Source organism: Mesorhizobium erdmanii (genome assembly GCF_013170725.1).
Classification (GTDB): Bacteria; Pseudomonadota; Alphaproteobacteria; order Rhizobiales; family Rhizobiaceae; genus Mesorhizobium; species Mesorhizobium erdmanii.
Genome location: NZ_CP033361.1, coordinates 876,222 through 899,490, shown reverse-complemented (window position 1 = coordinate 899,490; position 23,269 = coordinate 876,222). Strand labels below are relative to the sequence as shown.

General features: G+C 62.7%; 23 protein-coding genes. 12 read left to right on the top strand and 11 right to left on the bottom strand.

Annotated features, from left to right (window positions below; translation table 11 throughout):
- The first annotated feature begins 43 nt into the window (after positions 1 to 43).
- Positions 44 to 664, top strand: a complete 621-nt coding sequence (locus tag EB233_RS04230; protein ID WP_064990905.1) for a transglutaminase-like cysteine peptidase — start codon at positions 44 to 46, stop codon at positions 662 to 664.
- 195 nt (positions 665 to 859) lie between these two features.
- A complete protein-coding gene (locus EB233_RS04225) occupies positions 860 to 1,108 on the top strand; it encodes a hypothetical protein (protein ID WP_064990904.1) in 249 nt (82 codons plus the stop codon).
- Positions 1,109 to 1,196: 88 nt separating this feature from the next.
- Here EB233_RS04225 and EB233_RS04220 read toward each other — a convergent pair whose 3' ends face one another.
- From EB233_RS04220 to EB233_RS04205, 4 genes are read right to left on the bottom strand one after another with little or no spacing between them, the layout of a single operon-like run.
- Complete coding sequence (locus EB233_RS04220) at positions 1,197 to 1,565, bottom strand: helix-turn-helix domain-containing protein (protein ID WP_064990903.1); 369 nt, start codon at positions 1,563 to 1,565, stop codon at positions 1,197 to 1,199.
- A gap of 19 nt (positions 1,566 to 1,584) precedes the next feature.
- On the bottom strand, positions 1,585 to 2,115 hold the full coding sequence (locus EB233_RS04215) for a Smr/MutS family protein (protein WP_064990902.1): 531 nt from the start codon (positions 2,113 to 2,115) through the stop codon (positions 1,585 to 1,587).
- On the bottom strand, positions 2,112 to 3,248 hold the full coding sequence (gene mltA, locus EB233_RS04210; RefSeq protein ID WP_064990901.1) for a murein transglycosylase A: 1,137 nt from the start codon (positions 3,246 to 3,248) through the stop codon (positions 2,112 to 2,114). Before mltA ends, EB233_RS04215 begins: the two co-directional genes overlap by 4 nt.
- A gap of 49 nt (positions 3,249 to 3,297) precedes the next feature.
- Positions 3,298 to 4,005, bottom strand: a complete 708-nt coding sequence (locus tag EB233_RS04205) for a Tim44/TimA family putative adaptor protein (RefSeq protein WP_064990900.1) — start codon at positions 4,003 to 4,005, stop codon at positions 3,298 to 3,300.
- A 211-nt stretch (positions 4,006 to 4,216) separates the two neighbouring features.
- On the opposite strand from EB233_RS04205, the gene EB233_RS04200 reads away from it, so the two are divergent.
- The 3 genes from EB233_RS04200 (at position 4,217) to EB233_RS04190 (ending at position 7,610) form a co-directional block, all read left to right on the top strand.
- On the top strand, positions 4,217 to 4,717 hold the full coding sequence (locus tag EB233_RS04200; RefSeq protein ID WP_064990899.1) for an FxsA family protein: 501 nt from the start codon (positions 4,217 to 4,219) through the stop codon (positions 4,715 to 4,717).
- Between the two features lie 361 nt (positions 4,718 to 5,078).
- Positions 5,079 to 5,585: a protein-export chaperone SecB gene (gene secB / locus EB233_RS04195; protein WP_027054872.1), complete on the top strand. Its 507-nt coding sequence runs from the start codon at positions 5,079 to 5,081 to the stop codon at positions 5,583 to 5,585.
- Positions 5,586 to 5,969: 384 nt separating this feature from the next.
- Positions 5,970 to 7,610 carry an ABC transporter substrate-binding protein gene (locus tag EB233_RS04190; RefSeq protein ID WP_064990898.1) on the top strand — a complete coding sequence of 547 codons (1,641 nt, stop codon included), beginning with the start codon at positions 5,970 to 5,972 and terminating at the stop codon, positions 7,608 to 7,610.
- A gap of 427 nt (positions 7,611 to 8,037) precedes the next feature.
- Here the strand turns inward: EB233_RS04190 and EB233_RS04185 are convergent, their stop codons facing one another.
- The 3 genes from EB233_RS04185 to EB233_RS31725 all read right to left on the bottom strand — a co-directional run bounded on the left by EB233_RS04185 (position 8,038) and on the right by EB233_RS31725 (position 9,869).
- Positions 8,038 to 8,553, bottom strand: coding sequence for a hypothetical protein (locus EB233_RS04185; RefSeq protein ID WP_064990897.1), 516 nt, complete (start codon positions 8,551 to 8,553; stop codon positions 8,038 to 8,040).
- A 720-nt stretch (positions 8,554 to 9,273) separates the two neighbouring features.
- The gene (locus EB233_RS31730) at positions 9,274 to 9,648 is read right to left on the bottom strand and encodes a hypothetical protein (protein ID WP_244277751.1); all 375 of its coding nucleotides are present in this window, start codon (positions 9,646 to 9,648) and stop codon (positions 9,274 to 9,276) included.
- A gap of 20 nt (positions 9,649 to 9,668) precedes the next feature.
- Positions 9,669 to 9,869, bottom strand: a complete 201-nt coding sequence (locus tag EB233_RS31725) for a hypothetical protein (protein WP_081294217.1) — start codon at positions 9,867 to 9,869, stop codon at positions 9,669 to 9,671.
- A 268-nt stretch (positions 9,870 to 10,137) separates the two neighbouring features.
- On the opposite strand from EB233_RS31725, the gene EB233_RS04175 reads away from it, so the two are divergent.
- Positions 10,138 to 12,672 (top strand): DEAD/DEAH box helicase family protein, encoded by a 2,535-nt coding sequence (locus tag EB233_RS04175; RefSeq protein ID WP_064990896.1) that lies wholly within the window; start codon positions 10,138 to 10,140, stop codon positions 12,670 to 12,672.
- A gap of 18 nt (positions 12,673 to 12,690) precedes the next feature.
- Here the strand turns inward: EB233_RS04175 and lepA are convergent, their stop codons facing one another.
- Positions 12,691 to 14,496, bottom strand: a complete 1,806-nt coding sequence (lepA, locus tag EB233_RS04170) for a translation elongation factor 4 (RefSeq protein ID WP_064990895.1) — start codon at positions 14,494 to 14,496, stop codon at positions 12,691 to 12,693.
- Between the two features lie 206 nt (positions 14,497 to 14,702).
- On the opposite strand from lepA, the gene EB233_RS04165 reads away from it, so the two are divergent.
- The 5 genes from EB233_RS04165 (at position 14,703) to msrA (ending at position 19,270) form a co-directional block, all read left to right on the top strand.
- Positions 14,703 to 15,827, top strand: a complete 1,125-nt coding sequence (locus EB233_RS04165) for a TadE/TadG family type IV pilus assembly protein (protein ID WP_064990894.1) — start codon at positions 14,703 to 14,705, stop codon at positions 15,825 to 15,827.
- Positions 15,828 to 15,989: 162 nt separating this feature from the next.
- Complete coding sequence (locus EB233_RS04160; RefSeq protein WP_064990893.1) at positions 15,990 to 17,072, top strand: TadE/TadG family type IV pilus assembly protein; 1,083 nt, start codon at positions 15,990 to 15,992, stop codon at positions 17,070 to 17,072.
- Between the two features lie 179 nt (positions 17,073 to 17,251).
- On the top strand, positions 17,252 to 17,950 hold the full coding sequence (locus EB233_RS04155) for a DUF1223 domain-containing protein (protein ID WP_064990892.1): 699 nt from the start codon (positions 17,252 to 17,254) through the stop codon (positions 17,948 to 17,950).
- A 99-nt stretch (positions 17,951 to 18,049) separates the two neighbouring features.
- Positions 18,050 to 18,373, top strand: a complete 324-nt coding sequence (locus tag EB233_RS04150) for a hypothetical protein (protein ID WP_027054881.1) — start codon at positions 18,050 to 18,052, stop codon at positions 18,371 to 18,373.
- 159 nt (positions 18,374 to 18,532) lie between these two features.
- Positions 18,533 to 19,270, top strand: a complete 738-nt coding sequence (gene msrA, locus EB233_RS04145) for a peptide-methionine (S)-S-oxide reductase MsrA (RefSeq protein ID WP_064990891.1) — start codon at positions 18,533 to 18,535, stop codon at positions 19,268 to 19,270.
- A gap of 42 nt (positions 19,271 to 19,312) precedes the next feature.
- Here msrA and EB233_RS04140 read toward each other — a convergent pair whose 3' ends face one another.
- From EB233_RS04140 to EB233_RS04130, 3 genes are all read right to left on the bottom strand, one after another.
- Complete coding sequence (locus EB233_RS04140) at positions 19,313 to 19,810, bottom strand: hypothetical protein (RefSeq protein ID WP_064990890.1); 498 nt, start codon at positions 19,808 to 19,810, stop codon at positions 19,313 to 19,315.
- Between the two features lie 78 nt (positions 19,811 to 19,888).
- Complete coding sequence (locus EB233_RS04135; RefSeq protein ID WP_027054884.1) at positions 19,889 to 20,176, bottom strand: hypothetical protein; 288 nt, start codon at positions 20,174 to 20,176, stop codon at positions 19,889 to 19,891.
- Positions 20,154 to 20,426: a DUF4242 domain-containing protein gene (locus tag EB233_RS04130; RefSeq protein ID WP_027054885.1), complete on the bottom strand. Its 273-nt coding sequence runs from the start codon at positions 20,424 to 20,426 to the stop codon at positions 20,154 to 20,156. The genes EB233_RS04135 and EB233_RS04130 overlap by 23 nt, the downstream gene beginning before the upstream one ends.
- Before the next feature lie 238 nt (positions 20,427 to 20,664).
- Between EB233_RS04130 and EB233_RS04125 the strand changes: the two genes are divergently transcribed.
- Complete coding sequence (locus EB233_RS04125) at positions 20,665 to 23,259, top strand: ATP-binding protein (protein ID WP_244277750.1); 2,595 nt, start codon at positions 20,665 to 20,667, stop codon at positions 23,257 to 23,259.
- Positions 23,260 to 23,269: the final 10 nt, after the last annotated feature.

The window sequence follows — 23,269 nt, the reverse complement described above, 5'->3', positions numbered from 1 at the left end:
AATCGCCCTTAACGTTTCGTTAATAACAGGGTGAGCGGGGACAATGAATTCCTCAACAATGGCGAGAAGGCTGCGCCTGTGCGTGGCCATGGCCGGCCTGGCAGCCACGGCGGGCTGGATGGCACCGGCCTTGGCTGCCGGAGCGATGGCGACCGGGGGCATCACCTCGCAGCCGATCGGCCACTATGATTTCTGCAAGCTGCACCCCGGCGAATGCTCGATCCGTCCAAGCAATCTGGCGCCGGCCAGGATGACCCATGGGCTGATGACCAAGCTCGCCAGCGTTACCGCCAGGGTAAACGCCGCCGTCAAGCCGATGAGCGACATGGACATTTACGGCAAGGACGAGGTCTGGGCCTATCCCGACAAGGGCGTCGGCGATTGCGAGGACTATGTGCTGGAGAAGCGCCGCCGGCTGTCCCACATGGGCATCTCGCTTGCCGATCTTCTCATCACCGTGGTGCGCAAGTCCGACGGCGAAGGCCATTCCGTGCTGACCGTGCGCACCGACAAGGGCGACTACGTGCTCGACAATCTGACCGACAAGGTCAAGGCCTGGGACCAGACTGGCTACCGCTTCCTCAAGCGGCAGGCGATCGACAACACCGGCCGCTGGGTCTCCATCCGCGGCGGCCAGCAGGTTCTGGTCGGCTCGGTGGAGTAAGCGACCGGGCGACGGCTTGCGAGCACCACCATGCATCCATCGTCGGTTGTTCCAGACGATGAGGGGCGGCGCCAACTTGGCCAGCCGCGCCCTCTCGCGCATCCCCCAAGGAATCTTCGCATCTCCGTGAACCATTTCCGTTCGCCCGGCGACACACAGCCGTGAACGATAGAAACCCAACCATGGAGACTTCAAATGACTGCTTTCCTGCGTAATGCCCTTCTCGCCGCCGTCGCGGTATCGGCCTTGGGTGGATCCGCTCTGGCTGGTCAAACCGACACGAGCTGCGTCAAGACGACGCTCAATGACCTTTGGGCCGGCCGTTGTTGCGGCACCGCCGGCGCGTCGGACTGTCTGGGCGGTGGCAACGGCGGCCGTGGCGACCATGACCACCCGGGCACGAATGGCGGCAATCCCAATGGCGGGCCGGCCGGTAAGCCCTGATCCCACCACAGCTGCCCGCTGGCGTTTCGCCGGCGGGCACTGTTTTGCGATCAGGCGGACGCCCGTCGCAAAATCCGGTTGAAACAGATCACACCCGTCGGCCCAGCGCCGCACGGATCGATGCGGTGATGCGGCGCAGTTCCGCCTCGTCGAGCTTCTCGATGTTCTCGGCCAGCAGATTGGCCAGTTCGGTGGCGGCGGGTGAAAGACCCGACGTATCGAGCCTGACGCGTGGATGCGAGGCTTCGGCCAGCCGTGCCAGTTCCTCGGCATCGTCCCAGATGACGTTGAAATAGCCGATGATCTTCTGGATCAGCGTCCAGGTCGGCGCGCCGCGCCTGCCATGCTCGAGCGCCGACAGATAGGCGGCGCTGACGCCGATCGCCGCCGCCATGTCCTTCTGGCTGACGCCGCGCTCGTTGCGGAGCGCCCGCAGCCTCTCGCCGAACGGCGTCATGCGCCCGGCCTCACAACCTTCATGAGCGCGCCCGCCGCAGCCTGATATAGAGCGCGCCCGCGCCGCCATGGTTGCGGGCGGCATGGTCGTGGCTGGAGACCAGCGGCCGGAACGCCGGCGTCGACAGCCAGGCCGGCACCGCACGCCGCAGCACGCCGTCGCCGCCGGAGGAAGTCCCCTTGCCGGTGATGACCAGCACATAGCGGATGCCGCCGGCATGCGCCCGGTGCAGGAACGAGAACAGCAGCGAATAGGCTTCGTCCTGCGTCATCCCATGCAGGTCGACACGGCCTTCGATCGGCAGCCGGCCCTTCGACAATTTGTCCAGCGTCGGTTCGTCGAGCCGGTGCGTGACATGCTGTGCCTTTGGCTTGGCAACGGCCGCCGTATTGGCGGTGGGCTGGGCCGGTTGCGCCGGCGTTGGCTTGGCCTCGATGGCCAGGTCGGGAATGTCGACCGACGTCCTGCCCTTGAGCGGTTTGGCCGTGCGCGCCACCAGGTTCCACAACACCCGGTCGTCTTCGCTCAGCCTGTCCGGGCGCTTGCTCACCGGCCGCTCCCGGCCAGCGCGCGCGGCACCAGCGCATAAAAATCGGCGGCGTTGCGCACCACGCCGGCAATCTCGCCGGCGGCATCGCCCGAGCCGGCGAACAGATCGCCGCGCGCCGGCCCGGTGATGGCCGAGCCGGTATCCTGCGCGATCATCAGCCGCCGGAACGGTTTTTTGTCGAAGGCGGTCAGCGTCGGCGCGTCGATGTAGAAGGGCGTGCCGAACGTGTGCAGCAGCCGGTCGACGGCGACCGAGCGCCCCGGCGTCAGCGGCACCTTGGCGGCGGCGATCGGGCCGAGGGTCGCGTCCTCCACCTCGGCCTCGCGGAAGAAGATGTAGGAGCGGTTCTGCCACAGGATCTCGTCGACGCGCCCGGGATGCGCCTTGAACCAGGCGCGGATCGACTGCATCGTCACTTGCGACAGCGGGATTTCGCCCAGTTCGCTCAGCACCTTGCCCGGGCCGGTGAAGCGCTGGCCCGACTTGGCGGCGTAGGTGACGCGGCAAAGCCGGCCGTCGGTCATGGCGAGCCGCGCCGCCCCTTGCACATGGACGAAGAAGGCATCGACCTTGTCGGCCAGCCAGGCGATCTCAAGCCCCTGGCCCGTGAGCGCGCCGCGCTCGATCGCGCCACGGTCGAAATACTCGACCGGTCCGTCCGCTGTCCGGCGTGCGAAGGCGAGATAGGCATCCATCCCCTGCGGCCGGTTGGCGTCGTCGACATCGACGAGATCGGCCGGCCGCGACAGAAGCGGCACGGTGAAACGGTCGGTGCGCACCGGCGATGCCTCGACCTGCGGCTCGTAGAAGCCGGTGACGAGGCCGGCGCCGGTCTCGGCCCCGACCGGCATCGGGACAACCAGCATGGGGATGAAATGCCGCTCGAAGAAGGCTCGCGCCTGCGCTCCATCCGGCGAGGCGACGCCGCGCGCCTCCGCATAAGCCTCGGCGAAGGCGCCGAAATCGACGCCGAGCGCGCCGCTGCGATAGGATTTTACCAGAACATGGAAAGCGGAGCGGCGAAACGCCTCGAAGGCCGGCAGGTGGTCGTCGTCGCCCCAGCCGGGGAGACCCGCGAAGGACTTCTCGACAAAAAGCGGCGATAGCGCCTCGCCAACCCTGTTCTCATGCATGTCGTTATCCCAAAACCGCTTCGCACTTTTAGGCGGCATGCATCGGGGCTCAGTCTTCTTCTTCGGTGGCGACGAGCTTCCAGTTCGGATCGCGCGAGCGCGTGTCGCGGGCGAAGGTCCAGACATCCTTGACCTCGGCCACGGTTTCCGGATCGCCGTCGATGACAGCGCCCGCCTTGTCGCGCGTCGCCGAAATCAGTTCGCTGATGATGCGCAGCGTCACATGCGCCTCGCCGCCCTTCATCTCGGCCGAGACGATGTCGGCCTTGTTGATGCCGACGAAGGACGACTGGATCTTCTCCGACTTGGCCTCGCGCTCGCCGATCGCGGCGACGAAACCGTCGAAAACCTCGCGCGACAGAAGGTTCTTCAGCGTTTTGCGGTCGCCGTCGGCATAGGCCATGACGATCATCTCATAGGCCATCTTGGCGCCGTCGACGAAGCCCTTCGGATCGAAGGATGGATCATTGTCCTTGATCGCGCGCAGGCCCTTGTTGAGATCGGTGTCGGGCTTGGCGAAGGCATCGATCGCCGTATAGGCGTCGGCCGGGGCCGGGTCGCCGGGCGCGCGCTTGCGCGGCAGCGAAACGACATTCTCGGGCTTCTGCGTTGCATCCTTGTCGGTGCGCGCCGCCGTATAGGGATCGAAGGGCGGCCGCTCGCTCCCGGTGCGACGGCCCAGCACGTTGCGCAGCTGGAAGAAGATCACCACCGCCGCGATCAGGAAGAAAATCGTGCCGAAGTCGAAGAATCCCATATCTTCCGCCAATCAATCCCTGCCTCTAGGCCGGACCGTCCAGCCGAAAGGCCGCGGTCGCATAGCGTTCAACATTCAAAGCATATAGAACGCAAGGCGCAATCATTCAAATCAATGGCAGGCATACCTATCTAACAGCCTCGGTGCCAGCGGTGATTGGCCGCCAGGGGCAAAACAAACGAAACGACCATCGAAAAAAGATCGGCAAGACTTGCGCATTTCGCTGCTTCCCCTTTTCCTTCTCGCGCTTCCGCTGCTGGAAATCGCCGGTTTCGTCATCGTTGGCCGCGAGGTCGGCGCGCTGGCGACGGTCGGCCTCGTGCTGGCCTCGAGCATCGCCGGCGTGTTGTTGCTCAGGCACCAGGGTTTCGGCGTCATGGCGCGGGTGCGCGCCGAGATGGATGCCGGCCATGACCCCAGCCGCCATCTTGCCCACGGCGCCATGATCGTGGTCGCCGCGATCCTGCTCATCATCCCTGGTTTCATCACGGACATTATCGGCCTGCTCCTGTTCCTGCCGCCGGTGCGCGACCTTGCCTGGCGCCGGTTCAAGGGCCGCATCGTCGTCGCCACCGATTTCAGCGCCGGCGGCTTTCGCGGCCGGAGCCGCGACAAGGTCATCGACCTCGACGACGGCGATTACTCGCGCGAGGACGATCTCAAGCGCGGCCCGGACCACAATTCGCCGTGGCGGCGGCTGAAGGACGATTAGGTCGCAGCTTGTTCCCCGACGTTAGCGCTGCCCCTCATTGCCCTGCCGGGCATTTCTCCCCGTAAACGGGGCGAAAGAAGCTGGCCGCAACGCCGGCCGCATCTTTCCAACGCTGGCGCTTGGCGAAGCGGCGAGGACAGCGTCCTTCTCCCCGTTCACGGGGAGAAGATGGCGGCAGCCAGATGAGGGGCGGCACCGACCTCGACGATGATCTCTCCACACCCGGCCGCGGCCGACGCAGCCTCTGGCAAATGCCCCGAGCCCGAAGGCGGCAAACCTTGTCTTGTCATGCCGGCCATGGTAGCGAACGCCCGATTTCAATTCGGTCAGCAACGCTGCCCAGGGGAAAAGGAAAAGGCTCATGGCCAGCAATGATGACGCGCCGACCGGCGCTGCCAACGGAAACGGCAATGCGGCGGCGCAGCCGTCGCTCAACGTGCTCGCTCAGTATGTGAAGGACCTGTCCTTCGAAAGCCCCGGCGCGCCGAATTCGCTGCGCGGCCGCGACAAGGCCCCCGGCATCGCCATCAACGTCAACGTCAACGCCAACCCGCTTTCCGACAAGCAGTTCGACGTCAATCTGACGCTGAATGCCAAGGCCTCCTTCGACCAGGAAGTGCTGTTCAACGTCGAGCTGGTCTATGGCGGCGTCTTCGCCATCTCCGGCTTCCCGCAGGAGCACATGCTGCCGATCCTGTTCATCGAATGCCCGCGCCTTTTGTTCCCCTTCGCGCGCCAGATCATCGCCGAGGCGACCCGCAATGGCGGCTTCCCGCCGCTGATGCTCGACCCGATCGACTTCGCCCAGATGTTCCAGCAGAAGCTGGCCGAGGACCAGGCCGCGTCCTCGAAGGTCCAGGTGAGCTGAGGCTCGGCTTGATCGGATGTTTCGAAAAACCCGGCTTCGGCCGGGTTTTTTGTTGGGCGCCACCCTCGCGCTTTCGTCATCCACGGTCTCCGCGACGCCGCTGCGCGGCTGCTCCACCCGTGGTTGACGACGTTGGGAGGCCTGCGCGCCTTCCTTGCCAATCGCTTCCCGCCCCTGCGGAGCGCCGCACAACTCCTGCGGATTTCAGAACACTCCCCAACGTCACCCAGTCCTATCATCGGCCTCTCAGGCAAAGGCGCCCCGGCGGTAGCAGCCGCCCCCGCGCTGGCGATCGCTCGGGGCGCACTGTTTTCTGTGCATGCCGTTGTCCCAAAACCGCCTCGCACTTTTGGGCGGCATGCACCAACAAAAGAGGGAACGACGATGAAATTCATGCTGACCGACCGCGAACTGCATCCCCAGGCCAAACCCGTCGCCGACGATTTCAGGAAGGGCGGCATCAGCCGCCGCGAATATCTGGCGCTGATGGCCGGCCTCGGCGTCAGCGCCGCCGGCGCGCTGGCGCTCGGCGGCCTCGCCGCCACCCCTGCCCGCGCCGCCGAGCCCAAGAAAGGCGGCACTTTGCGCGTCGCCATGAACGTCAAGGGTTTCAAGGACCCGCGCACCTTCGACGGCGTCGAAATGTCGAACGTCGCCCGCCACTGCAACGAATATCTGGTGCGCTGGAACACCGATTTCTCGTTCGAGCCCTGGCTGCTCGAAAAATGGGAGATGAGCGATGACGCCAAGACGCTCACCCTGCATGTCCGCAAGGGCATCACCTGGTCGAACGGCGATGCCTTCAACGCCGACGATGTCGTCCACAACCTTACCCGCTGGTGCGAGGCCGGCGTCGCCGGCAATTCGGTCGCCGCGCGCATGGGCGCGCTGGTCAATGCGGATACCAAGAAGGTGGTCGATGGCGGCATCGAGAAGGTCGACGACCACACCATAAAGCTCAATCTGCCGAAGCCCGACATCTCGCTGATCGCCGGCATGGCCGACTATCCCGCCTTGATCATGCACCGCTCCTATGCCGGCGACGGCGATCCGATGAAGGCGCTCGCCATCACCACCGGTCCCTGCGAACTGGTGAAGTGGGACGCCGAGACCGGCGCCGAGGTGAAGCGCAAGGACAAGCCGTGGTGGAAGGGCGAATTCTACCTCGATGGCATCCAGTGGATCGACTACGGCTCCGACCCCAACGCCATGCTGTCGGCGTTCGAATCCGGCGAGATCGACACCGACCACGAGACCGCCTCGGACGCCGTCTCGCAGACCGACAAGATGGGGCTGAAGAATTCCGAGATCGCCACCGGCTCGACCATCGTCGCCCGCTTCAATGTCGGCAACGCACCCTATGACGACGTCAAGCTGCGCCGCGCCGCCCAGCGCGCCGTCGACAATTCCGCCGTGCTGAAGCTCGGCCTCGATGGCCGCGGCAAGCCCGCCGACAACCACCATGTCGGCCCCATGCATCCCGAATATGCCGATATCGGCCCGGCCAAACGCGACGTCGAGGAGGCGAAGAAATTGCTCGCCGCCTCCGGCAAGGCGGACCATGAATACGAACTGATCTCGGTCGACGTCGAATGGCAGAAGACCACAGCCGACGCCATCGCCGCGCAGATGCGCGAGGCCGGCCTGAAGATCAAGCGCACCGTGCTGCCCGCCGCCACCTTCTGGAACGACTGGAGCAAATACCCCTTCTCCTGCACCGAATGGCTCGGCCGCCCGCTCGGCGTCCAGGTGCTGGCGCTTGCCTACAAGTCCGGCGCCGCCTGGAACGAGAGCGCCTACGCCAACAAGGAGTTCGACGCGCTGCTCGACAAGGCGCTCGCCATGCCCGACGCCGCCAAGCGCAAGGAGATCATGGCCGAGATCGAGAAGAATTTGCGCGATAGCGGCATCATCATCCAGCCCTATTGGCGCTCGGTCTACCGGACCTACCGCAAGGGGGTGGAAGGGTGTGAGCAGCACCAGGCGCTGGAGCAGCATTTCGAGAAGGTTTGGCTGGAAAGCTGAGGCGAGCGTCGGTCTTGGGTTCCTCTCCCTCCGGAGGGGGCAGAGGTGGCGCTGCGAAGCAGCGACGGAGTGGGGGAAGCCCTAAGTGAAGTCAAAGCCCGTTGAGAACCTAGGACCCAGCTAGCGCGCGACTATCGCAGGTCGGCGCCGCCCCTCATTGCCCTGCCGGGCATTTCTCCCCGTAAAAACGGGGCGAAAGAGGCTGTCGCAACGCCGGCGCCTTCTTTGCGACGCCGGCAATTGGCGAAAGCAGCGGCAAGAGCGTCCTTAGCCCCGTTTACGGGGAGTTGAGGAGTGGTCCGCGCAGCGGACGAAAAGCCAACTGCTTGGCTTTTCGAACGACGAGTGGCGGCAGCCAGATGAGGGGCGGCGCGAACGCTCGTCTTCCAGTCGCGGATATCGACGGAAGGCGGCTCTAAACCACCAGCTACCGCTCCGCCCGCACCAGCGTCCAGATCCACCCGACAAAAGTCAGCACCAGGAACGGATAGCCTGCCGCCGGCAGCGGCGACGAGGTCGGCAGCAAGGGTGCGCCCCATAGGATCATGCAAGCCGAGACGACAAACAGCACGGCGGCGACGAGCGCGGTGAGCCGCATCCACAAGGCGAAGGTTTTTGGCGCACTGATCAGCACCAGCCCCGCCGCCCACAGCGAGATGCCGCCGGCATAGGAAGGCACGCTGGCCTGCAAGCCCGCCGCATTGCCGGCCAGCAGCAGGCTTTCGCCGGCAAGGAAGGTCAGGAAGCCGGCCGCGACGCAATCATTGCCCAGCCGCTGGTACTTCATCGTCAGCAGCGCCGTCGCCACCACCAGCGCCACGCCGTCGATCGCCCACAGCGTTTCGCGCAATGGCGCGCTGGCCACGAAAGTGCCGGCAAGCCCGAAAGCGCCGCCGACAGCCAGGCCGGTCGCGGCGACGATGTCCAGAGAATTGGAACGCATTTGGAATTCCCCCCAAGCCGTGCAGGATACTCCCCGGTGGGGCGTTCTCAAAGCGGGTATCGAAAGGGTGCGCGAGGCGGCAAGCGGCAGTGCCTTGGGGCAAACCACCCCCGGGGCCGATCCGGCAACCGAAGGCTGCGGGAATGGCCGGCGCGAATGCCGGTGAGGCAGTTGCCTGAGCCCGCGCCGGCCACTGGCGAACTGATTAAGGTCCGCCGCACGGCTTCTCTACTGCTGCGAGCCAGCGCGAGCAACCAACTCAGGGTTGGTATGGATTGTGCCGGCCCGTTCCATCACGTCGGTGAAGAAGTCCCGGCAGGTCGGGCCTGAAGCGGAAACTAGCCGCAGGGCTGCGAAACCGGGCAGGCGATTGCCGTCACGGCCGAAAGCTTCTCGCGCCTGTTCAGCGTCGGCTTTGCATAGATCTTTTTCATGGATAGTCCCCCTGGCCCCCAATGGCGTCCAATGACGACGGTATTCGGGTGATGTCAATGTGGGACGGATATGCTCGGGGCGCGGACGACTGCCGAAGTCAGCGCTGCCCCTCATCTGGCTGCCGCCACTCGTCGTTCGAAAAGCCAAGCAGTTGGCTTTCGTCCGCTGCGCGGACCACTCCTCAACTCCCCGTAAACGGGGCGAAGGACGCCGCCGTCGCTGGTTCGCCAATCCCAACGTTGCAAAAAGGGGGCACGGCGAAGCGGCCAGCTTCTTTCGCCCCGTTTACGGGGAGAAATGCCCGGCAGGGCAATGAGGGGCGGCGCCGACGCTCGTCTTCCTGCCGCGGATTTCGACAGCAGCGGCGCCTCTCCGCCCATCCCGCAGCAGCGTCCAGATCCACCCAATAAAAGTCAGCACCAGGAACGGATAGAAGGCGGCGGGCAGCGGCGACGAGGTCGGCAGCAAGGGCGCGCCCCACAGGATCATGCCGACGGAGACGACAAACAGCACGGCGGCGACGAGCGCGGTGAGCCGCATCCACAGAGCAAAAGTCCTCGGCGCGCTGATCAGCACCAGCCCCGCCGCCCACAGCGTGATGCCACCGGCATAGGAAGGAACGCTGGCCTGCAAGCCGGCTGCATTGCCGGCCAGCAACAAGGTATCGCCGGCAAGGAAAGTCAGGAAGCCGGCGGCGACGCAGTCATTGCCCAGCCGCTGGTCTTCATGGTCAGAAGTGCTGCGGCCGCCACCAGCGCTACGCCGTCGATCGCCCACAGCGTTTCGCGCAGCGGCGCGCTGGCGACGAAGGTGTCGGCGAGGCCAAAGGCGCCACCGATGGCGAGGCCGAGAGAGGCGACGGTGTCTGAGGGGGTGCGCATTTGGTGTCCCCGCAAGCGGGGAGGATACTGCAGGGTGGAGCGGTTTCAAATGGGGGCGTCCTTTGTGGGAACTCGGCTAAGAGATCGCATCGAGCAATATCCTGGCAGCTCAAAAGGCAGCCGCCCGCAACCAATCGGTGTGAGTACCGGGTTGCGCGTATCGGGCGAACGCTCTTTTAACGCCACCTCGCCTCCACCAGTAAATATTGTTCTTATCTAGAACGACAATTAGATGTAAGCCTAGAGCTAATGCTTGGGAGGGCTCAGTATGGTCGATACGTTTGATTTCGGAGGTTTGGAAAAGCCAAAGGCTGGAGCCAAACTCACAAATCCGAGAGATATATTTAGGGCGCGGCCATCGGGGAAATCTAAAATAAAGGAGCTATGGCAGGGTCAGGCGAAGGCCTTGGATGACTGGTTTGCCAAGCCTGATCGTAACACCTTAATATCGATGTACACCGGAGCAGGAAAAACGCTCGTCGGTTGCCTCATTGCGCAAAGCTTACTTAACCAAGGTCGAAGGAATGTCGTCTACGCCTGTCCCACCATCGATCTAATAAGGCAAACTGAGAAAGAGGCGAATGCCATCGGGTTAAACACAACCACATATTTCGAACAGAATTTTTCAAATGATGGATTTGATCAAGGTAAATCATTTTGCATAACGACATACCAAGCCCTGTTAATAACAAGGACTAAATTCAGGGGTCAGCGTCGACCTGGGGCAATTATATTTGACGACGCCCACGTTGGCGAGCGGCTGGTTCGAGATGTCTTTACGGTCAGGATTTCGAAAATCGACCACAAGGATCTGTTCGTCTCTCTCCTGCCTGACATCGAGGAGGCGTTTACAGAGATAGGGCAGAAACATAACTTTGACGCCGTGATGGCTGACACGTCAGCCGGTTCAGTCGCCCTTTGCCCGCCCAATGGGATTTACGCAAGGAGTGATCGTATTCAAGCGACCCTTCAAAGATTTGCCGGAAGCTCGTTCGAAATCGAATTGCCCTTAGATTACCTCAAAGGACACATCGGTTGCTGCGCGGTGACGATTAGCAAGAATATTATAGAGTTTACCCCGGCTTTCTTGCCGTCAATGAATATTCTGGCGCTAGAGGACAACGCCGTCCCAAAGGTATTCCTCTCTGCGACCGTCCAATCGCGAGGCGACATAATTCGAGCCTTCGGAAAATCGCCTTTCGTAATTGAACCTGACGTAGACGCTGGCCGTGGAGAGCGAGTACTTCTTTTTGGCTCTGCGATACCTAGCTTTGTATCTGATAAGCAGCATATCAACAAACTAAGTCAGAAGCATAAGGTCTTGATTTCGGTACCCAGCGAACGCTCTTCCAACAATTGGGCTCCCATAGTTACGGCACCGTCAGACGCCAAAGCGTTCAGTGCGCAGTTGGATCAGTTTCGAGCGGCTAATACCGGTAAGTTTCTCCTTGTGGGACGGTATGATGGGATAGACCTACCAGACGACGACTGCCGCATAATGGTTGTGGATGGTCTGCCTATCGGCACTTCGCAGTTGGAGCGATATTCGTTCGACCGCTTACATCTCGACCAAGCCTTTTTTGCTCGCATTGCAAATCGAATTACTCAACTTTTCGGCAGGATCAATCGAGGAAAGAACGACTATGGCGTCTACATAATTGCCTCCCGGGACTTCGAGAACTGGATACGTAATGTGTCGAATCAAGCTTTCTTTCCCAAGATATTACAAGAGCAGGTCCGTCTTTCGGAAGATTTCTGTGACCAGATAAAAGCCAGTATCACAGACGAACGAGTTTATTCTATTATAGACCAGATAATAGACCGTGATCCGAAGTGGGTGGAGTATTACAATGCCCATATTGGGTTGAATCCGCTCGACGACAAAAAGATCGAGCAGAGGGATCAATATACAAAGGTTGATGATCAGTTTGCGAAGAGAGAGGCCAATTTTATAGTCAAACTCTGGCAAGGTGACATTCAGGGCGCCATAGCAGAATTCGAAGAAGAGTTCGAGACGATTCGCTCAAATAACCCGCGCCTTGCAGGCTGGTATAGCGTTTGGATCGGCACCGCCTACAACATGCTTGGCAATCAAAGCGCGATGTTTGACTGGTTCGATGAAGCTCGGAATAGGCTCGGCGGGAAGTTGCCTTTGCCACGAAGACAGCTCGACGAAATTGGGACGATTCACCCTGAGAAAACGGTTATTGAGGAAGGGCTACGACGGTTTTGTATCGGCTCGCTGCCTGAGGTTATGAAGAGGGGGCTCAAGGCAAGGGAGCAAGCCAAACTTGCCTTTGGGGATACTCCTCATAATATCGCTGAAGAAGCCGTTCGCCAAATTGGCGCCAATCTTGGTTTTGATGCGAGGCGGCCATGTAACGACGTTCACGATGGCCCAGATGATCTGTGGCTTGATCATCACACGAAAATCGCGATACCTATCGAACTGAAGAATGAGAAGAAAGGTACTGCAATAAATAGCGAAGAGGTTGGAGAGATATTCCAGCACCTTGAGTGGACTAGAACCAATTATAAAGGTTATAGCGTTCCCGGTATATTGGTATATACGGAATCAAGTTCTGTTACCGATAGCAGTAACCCATCATTGGATATGTTTTTTACTAACAGGGAGCGGTTGGAATCACTGTGGGATGATTTCACTCAGATAGTGGCTCAGATGGCAAAGACAACACCTGTCGAACGGTATGCGATAGCTAGCCAAGTCGGAGAAAGTGACAAATGGACCAGCGAAGCGATATTCAACCGCCTCGCTTTAAAATCACTAAAACAAGTGAATTAATTCGGTCAGCCGGACCGCTCAATCGCCCATCTTCAGCGCCTGAATAAACGCCTCTTGCGGGATATCCACCTTGCCGAACTGGCGCATCCGCTTCTTGCCCTCTTTCTGCTTGTCCAGGAGCTTGCGTTTGCGCGACACGTCGCCGCCGTAGCACTTGGCGGTGACATCCTTGCGCAGGGCGGAAATGGTTTCGCGGGCGATCACCTTTCCGCCGATCGCGGCCTGGATCGGGATCTTGAAGAGGTGGTGCGGGATCAGCTCCTTCAGCTTCTCGCACATCTGCCTTCCGCGCTTTTCCGCCGCCGTGCGGTGGACCAACATGGAGAGCGCGTCGACCGGCTCCTCATTGACCAGGATCGACATCTTCACCAGGTCGCCCTCGCGATAGTCGGTCAGGTGGTAGTCGAACGAGGCGTAGCCCTTGGAGATCGATTTCAGCCGGTCATAGAAATCGAAGACGACTTCGTTGAGCGGCAGGTCGTAGGTCAGCATGGCGCGCTTGCCGACATAGGAGAGATCGGCCTGGATGCCGCGCCGGTCCTGGCAGAGTTTCAGGATGCCGCCGAGATAATCGTCGGGGGTCAGGATGGTGGCACGGATCCACGGTTCTTCGATGGCGGAAATTTTCACCACGTCGGGCATGTCGGCCGGGTTGTGCAGTTCCTTCACCGAGCCGTCGGTAAGCAACAGCCGGTAGACGACGCTCGGCGCGGTGGCGATCAGGTCGAGGTTGAACTCGCGCTCCAGCCGCTCCTGGATGATTTCCAGATGCAGCAGGCCGAGGAAGCCGCAGCGATAGCCGAAGCCGAGCGCCGCACTGGTTTCCATTTCATAAGAGAAAGAAGCGTCGTTGAGGCGCAATTTGCCGACGGCGGCGCGCAGATCCTCGAAATCGGCGGCGTCGACCGGGAACAGGCCGCAGAACACCACCGGCTGCGCCGGCTTGAAGCCGGGCAAGGCGTGCGCGGTCTGGCGCTTGTCCTCGGTGATGGTGTCGCCGACGCGGGTGTCGGCCACTTCCTTGATCGAGCCGGTGAAGAAGCCGAACTCGCCGGGGCCGAGCTCGTCGACATTGATGCGGGCGGGGGTGAACACGCCGGTGCGCTCGACCAGGTATTTGGCGCCGGTGCCCATCATGCGGATGGTCTGGCCCTTTTTCAGCACGCCGTCGATGATGCGCACCAGCACGATGACGCCGAGATAGGCGTCGTACCAGCTGTCGACCAGCATGGCTTTCAAGGGCGCGGTCGCGTCGCCCTCGCGCGGCGGCGGCAATTGGTGGACGATCGCTTCCAGCACGTCGGGTATGCCGAGCCCTGTCTTGGCCGAGATCAGCACGGCGTTGGAGGCGTCGATGCCGATCACCTCTTCCACCTGCTCGCGGATGCGCTCCGGCTCGGCGGCCGGCAGGTCGACCTTGTTCAGCACCACGACGATCTCGTGGTTGTTGTCGATCGCCTGGTAGACATTGGCCAGCGTCTGCGCCTCGACGCCCTGGCTGGCGTCGACGACCAGCAGCGAGCCCTCGCAGGCGGCCAGCGACCGCGACACTTCATAGGCGAAGTCGACATGGCCGGGCGTGTCGATGAGGTTGAGGATATAGTCCTCGCCATTGTTGGCGCGATATTTCAGCCGCACCGTCTGCGCCTTGATGGTGATGCCGCGCTCGCGCTCGATATCCATCGAGTCCAGCACCTGCTCCTTCATGTCACGCGCCTCCAGCCCGCCGGTCAGCTGGATCAGGCGGTCGGCAAGCGTGGATTTGCCATGGTCGATATGGGCGACGATGGAGAAATTGCGGATGTGGTCGAGGGGCGTGCTCATCCGCGCGCTTTAGCAGGGGGCGCTTGCCCGGGCAAGGCTTGGCGCCCAAGGGCGGCGCCTGCGATCACAATACGGTGAGTGGCGCCAAAAAGTCGAGAATCGCGGCCTTGCGGCCCGGATGCATAAACTTTGACCAATCCTGTTAGACCTTGATTTGCCGGCTGCGTGGTATTTGCGCGTTTGCTAATGTTCTTGGGGGTAGAGAAATGTTGAAAATTGCAGGCGGGTTCGCCCGTTCGCGCAGTGGCTCCATGATGCCGCTGTTCTTCCTGACGCTGGTGCCGTTGATCACCGTCGTCGGCTTCTCGGTCGACTATACCGATGCGGTCCAGACCAGGTCCAACATGCAGGAAGCGCTCGATGCCGCGACGCTGGCCATCACCACGCTGCCGACGACCACGACGACGGCCGCGCGCCAACAGGCGCTGCAGGATAATTTTGTCGCCAACAATGGCCAGGGCACGGCGACGCTGGCGAGCTTCAACGTCGCCGCCGACGGCACCGTTACCGCGCAGACCTCGGCGAGCTATGCCATGCCGACCGATTTCATGACGATCGCCAGGATCAACACCGTACCGGTCGCCGTCGCCTCGGGCGTCAACAAGGCGCCGGCCCTTGTGCAGGCGACCTTCAAGATCGACAAGGTGTCGGGCTACTGGAACAAGACGATGATTCTCTACGGCACGGGCTTCACCGCGACGACGGCGCAAAAACTCCTGACGGCCAGCTACGTCTACTCGCCCTACACCTATTCATACAAGGTGAGCAGCAAGTCCTATTCCTTGACGGAAGCAAAGGGTTACGGCACGACGACGATATCGCTTGTCAATGGTTCGACATCGACGGTGGTCCAGACGCAGACGTGCACCACCACCGGCTCGACGTCCGCCTTCACCAATCCGCCGTCGGGCGCGATCGTGAGCGGGCAGTACGACAGCAAGAGCGGCAAGACGATCTATTTCCAGACGACATGCGCCACCGCCAACGTGCCGGCCACAGGTGCCGGCGCCGTTGTCGACGTCAGCCAGATGGGCCAGCTCTATCTTGAGATGGATGTGCCCTCGGGCAACCCGACCGTGCTGAAGTCGAACGACCCGGTCACCTCGAACCGGTTGTATATCGGCACGAGCCCAACGGTCATGCCCGAGGTCGCGACCGGCCAGATCGTCGACATCTTCGCCGCCGTGCCTTGCGGCGCGACCGGGTACCAGGCTTGGGAAGACGGCGGTAATGCCGTGCCGGCCGATGTCAGCAACGCCGACTTCTTCTACAATGTGACCGGCAAATGCAACTTCGACCAACGCCCATCGCTGACGGCACTGACGCAGTAAAGGCGAGCAGACGTTGGGAAGCCGTGCAATGCCGTTCGAGCGCGGCGTGTCACATATATCGGCCGGCGGCTAGAGGTGCTTAAACTTTGAGCGATAGTCTTAGACCTTGGTTTGCCGGCGCGTGGTATCGCGACAGTTGCAGATATTGCGGGGGTAAGACAAATGATCAGGCTTGCAGGCAGGTTCGTCCGCTCCAGAAGCGGTTCGATGATGCCGCTGTTCCTTCTCGCGCTGGCGCCTATTATAAGCGCTGTCGGCTTCTCGGTCGACTACACGGCCGCCGTACAGACCCGGTCGAACCAGCAGCAGGCGCTGGACTCCGCGATCCTGGCAATCACCACCATGGACACCACCTCGACGCTGACGCAGCGGCAGGCAGTGCTGCAGAATACCTTCGTCGCCAACGGTGGCCTGGGCACCGCGACGCTGAACAGTTTCGTGGCTGGTACCACGAGCACCGCCAGCACCGCGCAGGCGCTCGCGACTTACGCCATGCCGACATCTTTCATGCAGATAGCCAGGATCAACACCGTGCCGATTGCCGTCTCGGCGGCGGTCAGCAAGCCGCCGGCGCTGGTCAATGCGACCTTCAAGGTCACCGGGGTGTCGGGTTACTGGAACAAGACGATGACGCTCTACGGCACGGCGTTCGCCGCGACGACGGCCAAGCCGCTGATGACGATCAACTATACTTATGGCGGCACCGGAGACCCGAAAGGCTACGGCACCACCATCGCCAACGTCATCACCGTCGATTCAACCGGCAAGACCGTCACCACGATGGCCCAGAAACAGGTTTGCAAGCTCGTAGACTCCAACACGCCCTCCGGAGCTGTGATCCAGACCGACGGGTTCAAGACGAAATATTACTGCGTCGATACGATGTACCCCGCCAATGGCACCGGCGCGCAGATCGATGTCAGCCAGATGGGCGGACTCTATCTGCAGATGGACGTCCCGTCGGGCAACCCGAAGAAACTCGTGTCGAACGATCCGCTCACGTCCAACCGGCTCTATAGCGGGACCAAGGCGGATACGCAGTCGCCTATCGTTTATAACGAGATCCCGACTGGCCAGATCGTCGATATCTTCGGCCTCGTGCCTTGCGGCGCGACCGGCTACCAGGCCTGGGAAGACGGTGGCAGTCCGGTTCCGGCGCCGGTCAGCAACGCCGACTTTTTCTACAACGTCACCGGCAAGTGCGACTTCAATAAGCGGCCCTCCGACACTGCGCTGACGCAGTAGAAACAGCCGATCTCCCCCACGAGGAGGGAGATCAGCTGTTATGGCGGTCCTCGCCAATCTTCGGCGCTCTCGACGTACCTCCGATCACGAACCGGTGAGCGCTGTAACGAAGCCCGTGGCGGCGACGAAGTGGGGGAATGACCGGCGCATATCGGCGCCATCACCCACGGAGCCAGCCAATGTCCAACCGCAGCAAGCTCGCCGTACTGTCCAGCCTAGGAGCCGTCGCTCTCGCGGCCTCGCTCGGTGCCGCCGCCGCGCAGCCGCTCACAGTGGTCGAGCTGTTCACCAGCCAGGGCTGTTCGTCCTGCCCGCCGGCCAATGCCAATCTCATCAAGGTCAAGGACCAGCCCGGCGTCTTGGCGCTGTCGTTCAACGTCACCTACTGGGACTATCTCGGCTGGAAGGACACGTTCGGCAAACAGGAATTCACCCAGCGCCAGGTTTCCTACGAGCCGCCGCTTGGCCATGACGGGCCGTTCACGCCGCAAGTGGTGGTCAACGGCCATGCCGACGTCGTCGGCGCGGCACCCGGCGAGATCGAGCACCTGATCAAGGCGACGGCCAAGACCGGCGGCCCCGCACTGTCGCTCGCGGGCGGCAAGGTCGCGATCGGCGCCGGCGCCGCACCGGGCGGCAAGGCCGATGTCTGGCTGGTGCGCTATGCCAAGGGCGTGGTGCAGGTGCCGGTGGCGCGTGGCGAAAACACTGGCCGCACGCTGCCGCATGCCAATGTCGTGCATGCGCTGACAAAACTCGGCAGTTGGACCGGCGGCGCCACCGCCTATCCGTTGCCCGCCACGCAAGGTGGCCTGAGCACCGCCGTGCTGGTGCAGTCGCCCGGCGGTGGGCCGATCCTGGCCGCCGCGACCAACTAGAAATCACCCTTCACCAAGAGATTGCGCAACGCCGCATGAGCGGCGCCGCACAGACCGACGGCAGAGCCGTCACCCAACCCACCACCCAAGGAGACCACCATGACCATTCTGTCCCGCCTGACGCTGCCGGCCCTCGCGCTCGCTCTGTGCTCGACGGCGCTGCTGGCCGGCGGCATCGCCCGCGCCGATGACGCCACCAACGCCATGAAGCCCGCGGTCGACGCGATGAAACCCGCAACCGATGCGATGAAGCCGGCGACGGACGCGATGAAGCCGGCGGACCCGATGGCCACCAACGCCATGAAGCCAGCCGATAACGCCATGAAGCCTGCGGACAATGCGATGAAACCGGCGGCTGACGCCATGAAACCCGCCGCCGATGCGATGAAGCCCGCGGCCGACGCCATGGCTCCGGCCAATTAATTTTGGTCCGTGGCCGGCTGTCCCTGGTGGGCTCCCTGTCCGGCCGGGGACAGCTTCTTCAAAGGGAACGCGAAAGTGAGCCCTCCCCGCAACTCCGGCATCGTGCCATCGTAGCTCATCCAATAGACTGACCCAAATGGAAGCCAGAGGAGTGCAACCATGACCGACAACAAGATTTCGAATCGCAACCGTTCGATCGGCTTTGCCAAGGGTGCGCTCGCCGCGCTTGCCCTGGCCACCGCCGGCGCCGCCTTCTGGCTGACGCCGGCTGTCTCGGCGGAAGACGCGGTGGTCATCCCGCCGCCGGCGCTGGACGAAAAGGCGGCAGCGGGCAGCGAGAAGGCTGTTTTCGCCGGCGGCTGTTTCTGGGGCGTGCAGGGCGTGTTCCAGCACGTCAAGGGCGTCAGCGAGGCCGTCTCCGGCTACACTGGCGGCGCCAAGGACGACGCCGTCTACGAGACCGTCGGCACCGGCCGCACCGGCCACGCCGAATCCGTCGAGATCACCTACGACCCTTCGAAAGTCACCTACGGCCAACTGCTGCAGGTCTATTTCTCGGTCGCCCACAATCCGACGCAGTTGAACTACCAGGGGCCGGATAGCGGTACCCAGTACCGCTCGACGATCTTCGCCGAAAACGACGCCCAGAAGAAGATCGCGCAGAGCTACATCGCCCAGCTCGGCAAGGCCAAGGTGTTTTCGGAACCGATCGTCACCACGATCGAGACCGGCAAGACCTTCTACCCGGCCGAGAACTACCACCAGGACTTCCTGACGCTGAACCCGACCTATCCCTACATCGTCTACAACGACCTGCCCAAGGTGGCGAACCTGAAGCAGCTGTTCCCGGCGCTGTACAGCGAGAAGCCGGTGCTGGTGCTGGCGGCGATCAACTGACGAGGGTGGTTATCTCCCCCCTCTGAGGGAGGAGATTTGCGCCTACATGGCCTTCATCGCTTCGCACGACACGTCGGGATTCATGTCGGCGAAGGTGCCGGTCGGGTTTTTCTTCCAGGCCCAGACATGCAGCTCGTAGAAAGCGCCGAGGCCGTAACGGTTGGGGGCACTGTTGAAGTTGAACAGCTGCCCTTCCAGCGAGGCCGGACCTTTCGAGGTGATGTATTCGACGGCCACCAGCTTGAGCTTGCCGTCAGCCATCGGCTCGTACATGACGGCCTCCGGCTTTGCCAGATCGACGGCGTCATCCTTCAGGTAGGCCGCGTTGACGTAATGGATGCCCATGGCGCCGCCGGCGATGCCGCTGGCGCAAGGGATCGGCGCATAGCCTTCCTTGGTGGCCATCGCCACATTCTCGAAACGGCTATTGGCTGTCCGCACCTTCTCATCCAGCCTGCCCGTATCGGCGTTCGCCGCCGTGGCCGCGATCGACAGGATCGACAGGTTGATGAGGTGCTTGGTCCATAGATGGATGTTCATTTTCTCTCCTCGTTGTTGATGGTGCCCGCGAGCGGCCGCCCCCGCCGCCGCGAAGTCGATGGCCGCGTGTCACGCGTGTCAGTCGTATCGGGTGAAGTCCCAGTATTGCGGCAGCTCTTCGAGATCCGGCAGGCCGATGTCGCGCCTCAGATAGTCGTCCTGCGGAGGCAACCGGCGCCGGCTCTTGCGCAATGGTGCGAACTGCAGCGAGGCAATCCGCCGGAGAACCCAGCCCAGTAACGGGCCTCTTCCGACTGGTCTCGAAGCCGCCAGCACCTCGCTGGCCGGGTCGTCAGACAAGTCGCCATCGCCGCCAGGGACCGTTTGATGTTCATGGAGGGGATCAACGATAAAAGTAAGGGTCAAGGACCCGCACCTCCGTGATCTTGTCGACCGGCAGCGAATTCTTCTGCGCCGTGCTGCGGATCGCCTCGGGCGAAGGCGCATCATAGATGCAGAATGAGTGCTTCTTGTCGGGTGAGACGAAGGACTGCACCCAGGTGACGCCCTTCTCGGCGTTGCGCATGATGACGCCGCCCAGCGCGTCGGCCCCGACATCGTTCATCGGTACGCTGAGACCGTCAGGAAATGTGCGTTGTACCACATAGCGAGGCATATCAAGTTTCCCTTTTCCATTGATTCACGCTCGATTTGAGCGCGGCTGGACAATGATCATGCTCGCCAAGGACGCGCATCGGAGCCTTTCCCTATTTTTTGTTGGAAGATTACCTATAATGGCGGCGTTGTGTGGTAGATGGCACCGAAATGTGGAGAGGGGCACATTGCCGGTCATCATCCCGGACGCTCGTGGCGGACGTCCAGGGATGCGCCCAGACACTATCCCTGTTGAGCGAATGACGATGCTTCTGGAACGGCAGGCCCAGCTGGAGCAGCTGGATGGACTTCTCGCGGCGGCCACGCGTGGCTGCGGCCATGTGGCGGCGCTATCTGGCGAGGCGGGCGCCGGCAAGTCGGCGCTTGTCGAGGCTTTCGTCGGCGTGGCCAGCGACGGCGTGCGCATATTCCGCAGCGCCTGCGAGGATCTGGCGATTCCCGATCCGCTCGGCCCGCTCTACGATCTCGCCCGCGAGGCGCAGTGGGCGATGCCGCAGGCAATTGATGCCCGGCAGGGACAGCGGCTGCCCTTGTTTTCCGACGCGCTCGAAGTCTTCGAGGCAAGGACGCAGCCGACGCTTCTGATCATCGAGGACCTGCATTGGGCGGATGACGCGACGCTCGATTTCGTCCGCTTTCTCGGCCGCCGCATCGCCAACACCCACATCCTGCTCGTGCTGACGGCGCGCACCGACCGCAGCGAAGGTCAGATGCGTGTGCGCCGCGCACTCGGCGAAATTCCCGTCGGCAACATCGTGCGGATCGACGTGCCGCTGCTGAGCGAGGCCGCGGTGTTGTCGCTCGCCATTGCCGCCGGCCGCGATGGTGATGCCATCTATCGGGCGACGGCCGGCAATGCTTTCTTCGTCACCGAGCTTTTGTGCGCCGACAATGAGATGACGCCACCCGCCAGCGTGCGCGACGCCGTCGTTGCGCGGGCCGAACGGCTGTCGGCCGGCGCCCGCTCGATGCTCGACGCGGTGTCGGTGTTCCCCAGGCGTGCCGATGCCTGGGCGTTGCAGGGCCTGTGTGGCGTGGCGGCCGCCGGTCAGCTCGCGGAATGTGTTTCGAACGGGCTGCTTGACGATCTGGGCGACGGCTACGCCTTCCGGCACGAGATCGCGCGCCGCGCCATCGAGATGATGCTGACGACGAGTTCCAGGCGAATGTTCAACCAGCGCGCGCTGTCGGCGCTGCTCGAAAACAGCGGTGTCGCCACCGCGCGCCTCGTCCATCACGCGGTGGAAGCGCATAATCTGGAGGCGGTACGCGAGTTCGCGCCGATCGCGGCGCGGGAGGCCTCGCGTGTCGGCGCCCATCGCGACGCCGCCGGCTACTATGAGGTTGCCTTGCGCCAGGCCGATACCTTGCCTGAGGAAGAGCGCGCCGGCCTATACGAGCACTATGCGTTCGAGTGCCACCTGATCGCGCGCATCGACGAGGCCGTCAAGGCGCAGCAACAGGCGCGTGTCCTGCGACAGGCGCTGGGCAACACGCTGAAGGAAGGTGACAGCCTCAGATGCCTGTCGCGCTTCGCCTATCTGCTGGGCGACCGGCGGGACGCCGACATGTTCGGCGCCCAGGCGGTCACGTTGCTGGAGACTGTCCCGGCCAGTGCCGAGCTTGCCATGGCCTATTCCAACCTTTCGCAACTGGCGATGCTGGCCGAAAGGCTTGACGAGACCCTGTCGCTGGGCGCCAGGGCGATCGAGCTCGCCGAACGGTTGAACAGGCCGGAAGTCGTCTGCCATGCTCTCAACAATGTCGGCGCCGCCGAGCAGTGGCTGGACCTGGACTCAAGCCGGCTGCATCTTGCCCGCAGCCTGGAAATCGCGCTCGAGCAGAATTTCCAGGAGCATGCGGCCCGCGCCTTCACCAATTGCGCCTGTGGTGAAATGAACCAGCTTGGCTACAGCCAGGCGCAATCTTTTCTCGATCGCGGCATCGACTATTGCGTCGAGAACGACCTGGCGACGTGGCGCGATTACATGCGCGGTGTGCGGGCGCAGTTGTTGCTGCGTCAGGGATGCTGGGATGAGGCGGCCGCTGAAGCGCTGGATGTGATTGCCAACGACGGGGCGACCGCCCTGGTGCGCTATCCTGCCCTGGTGGCTCTGTCGCGGCTGCGGGTGCGTCGTGGCGATCCCTCCGCCGAGCCGCTTCTGCAGGAGATGAAGCAATTTCTGGAAAGGGGAGCCGAGCTGCAGCGCCTGTTGCCCTATGCTTCGGTAGTTGCCGAGCGGGCCTGGCTCGGGGAGGCGGACGAGGACGAGGCGCTGCGGCTGATCGCACTTGCCGAAAGCCTGTCGCCGACACGCGCGGTCTTTGCCGAACTGGCCGTCTGGCGCCGGCTGCTGGCGCCCGGCATCGACCCGGGCGACACATCGGGCATGGCCGCGCCCTATCGGCTGCTGCTGGCTGGAGACTGGCGGGGGGCGGCTACCGCCTGGGCTGAACTCGACGCCCCTTACGAACGCGCGCTGGCGCTCGCCCAGGGCGACGAGGCCGCGCAGCGCATGGCGCTGGAGATCCTCGAGGCGCTCGGCGCCCGGCCGGTCGCCGGCCATGTGCGCGACATCATGCGGCAGAACGGCGTCATCCGCATTGCCCGGGGACCGCGCCGCACCACCCGCGCCAACAGTGCCGGCCTCACCCAGCGCCAGATGGAAGTGCTGCAGCTGATCGAGCGCGGCCTGTCCAACAAGCGCATCGCCGAGCATCTCGCCATTTCGCCCAAGACGGTCGATCACCATGTCTCGGCGGTGCTGGGCAAGCTCGACGCCGTTTCGCGCGGCGAGGCTACGGCTGCCGCACGTGACTCGGGGCTGATCTGAACGACCGGCC

Bases quoted from the DNA above. Each gene is read 5' to 3' on its own strand.
- EB233_RS04230 (WP_064990905.1), top strand. From the start codon at position 44: ATGAATTCCTCAACAATGGCGAGAAGGCTGCGCCTGTGCGTGGCCATG.
- EB233_RS04225 (WP_064990904.1), top strand. From the start codon at position 860: ATGACTGCTTTCCTGCGTAATGCCCTTCTCGCCGCCGTCGCGGTATCG.
- EB233_RS04220 (WP_064990903.1), bottom strand. From the start codon at position 1,565: ATGACGCCGTTCGGCGAGAGGCTGCGGGCGCTCCGCAACGAGCGCGGC.
- mltA (WP_064990901.1), bottom strand. From the start codon at position 3,248: ATGCATGAGAACAGGGTTGGCGAGGCGCTATCGCCGCTTTTTGTCGAG.
- EB233_RS04205 (WP_064990900.1), bottom strand. From the start codon at position 4,005: ATGGGATTCTTCGACTTCGGCACGATTTTCTTCCTGATCGCGGCGGTG.
- secB (WP_027054872.1), top strand. From the start codon at position 5,079: ATGGCCAGCAATGATGACGCGCCGACCGGCGCTGCCAACGGAAACGGC.
- EB233_RS04190 (WP_064990898.1), top strand. From the start codon at position 5,970: ATGAAATTCATGCTGACCGACCGCGAACTGCATCCCCAGGCCAAACCC.
- EB233_RS04185 (WP_064990897.1), bottom strand. From the start codon at position 8,553: ATGCGTTCCAATTCTCTGGACATCGTCGCCGCGACCGGCCTGGCTGTC.
- EB233_RS31725 (WP_081294217.1), bottom strand. From the start codon at position 9,869: ATGCGCACCCCCTCAGACACCGTCGCCTCTCTCGGCCTCGCCATCGGT.
- EB233_RS04175 (WP_064990896.1), top strand. From the start codon at position 10,138: ATGGTCGATACGTTTGATTTCGGAGGTTTGGAAAAGCCAAAGGCTGGA.
- lepA (WP_064990895.1), bottom strand. From the start codon at position 14,496: ATGAGCACGCCCCTCGACCACATCCGCAATTTCTCCATCGTCGCCCAT.
- EB233_RS04165 (WP_064990894.1), top strand. From the start codon at position 14,703: ATGTTGAAAATTGCAGGCGGGTTCGCCCGTTCGCGCAGTGGCTCCATG.
- EB233_RS04160 (WP_064990893.1), top strand. From the start codon at position 15,990: ATGATCAGGCTTGCAGGCAGGTTCGTCCGCTCCAGAAGCGGTTCGATG.
- EB233_RS04155 (WP_064990892.1), top strand. From the start codon at position 17,252: ATGTCCAACCGCAGCAAGCTCGCCGTACTGTCCAGCCTAGGAGCCGTC.
- EB233_RS04150 (WP_027054881.1), top strand. From the start codon at position 18,050: ATGACCATTCTGTCCCGCCTGACGCTGCCGGCCCTCGCGCTCGCTCTG.
- msrA (WP_064990891.1), top strand. From the start codon at position 18,533: ATGACCGACAACAAGATTTCGAATCGCAACCGTTCGATCGGCTTTGCC.
- EB233_RS04140 (WP_064990890.1), bottom strand. From the start codon at position 19,810: ATGAACATCCATCTATGGACCAAGCACCTCATCAACCTGTCGATCCTG.
- EB233_RS04130 (WP_027054885.1), bottom strand. From the start codon at position 20,426: ATGCCTCGCTATGTGGTACAACGCACATTTCCTGACGGTCTCAGCGTA.
- EB233_RS04125 (WP_244277750.1), top strand. From the start codon at position 20,665: ATGACGATGCTTCTGGAACGGCAGGCCCAGCTGGAGCAGCTGGATGGA.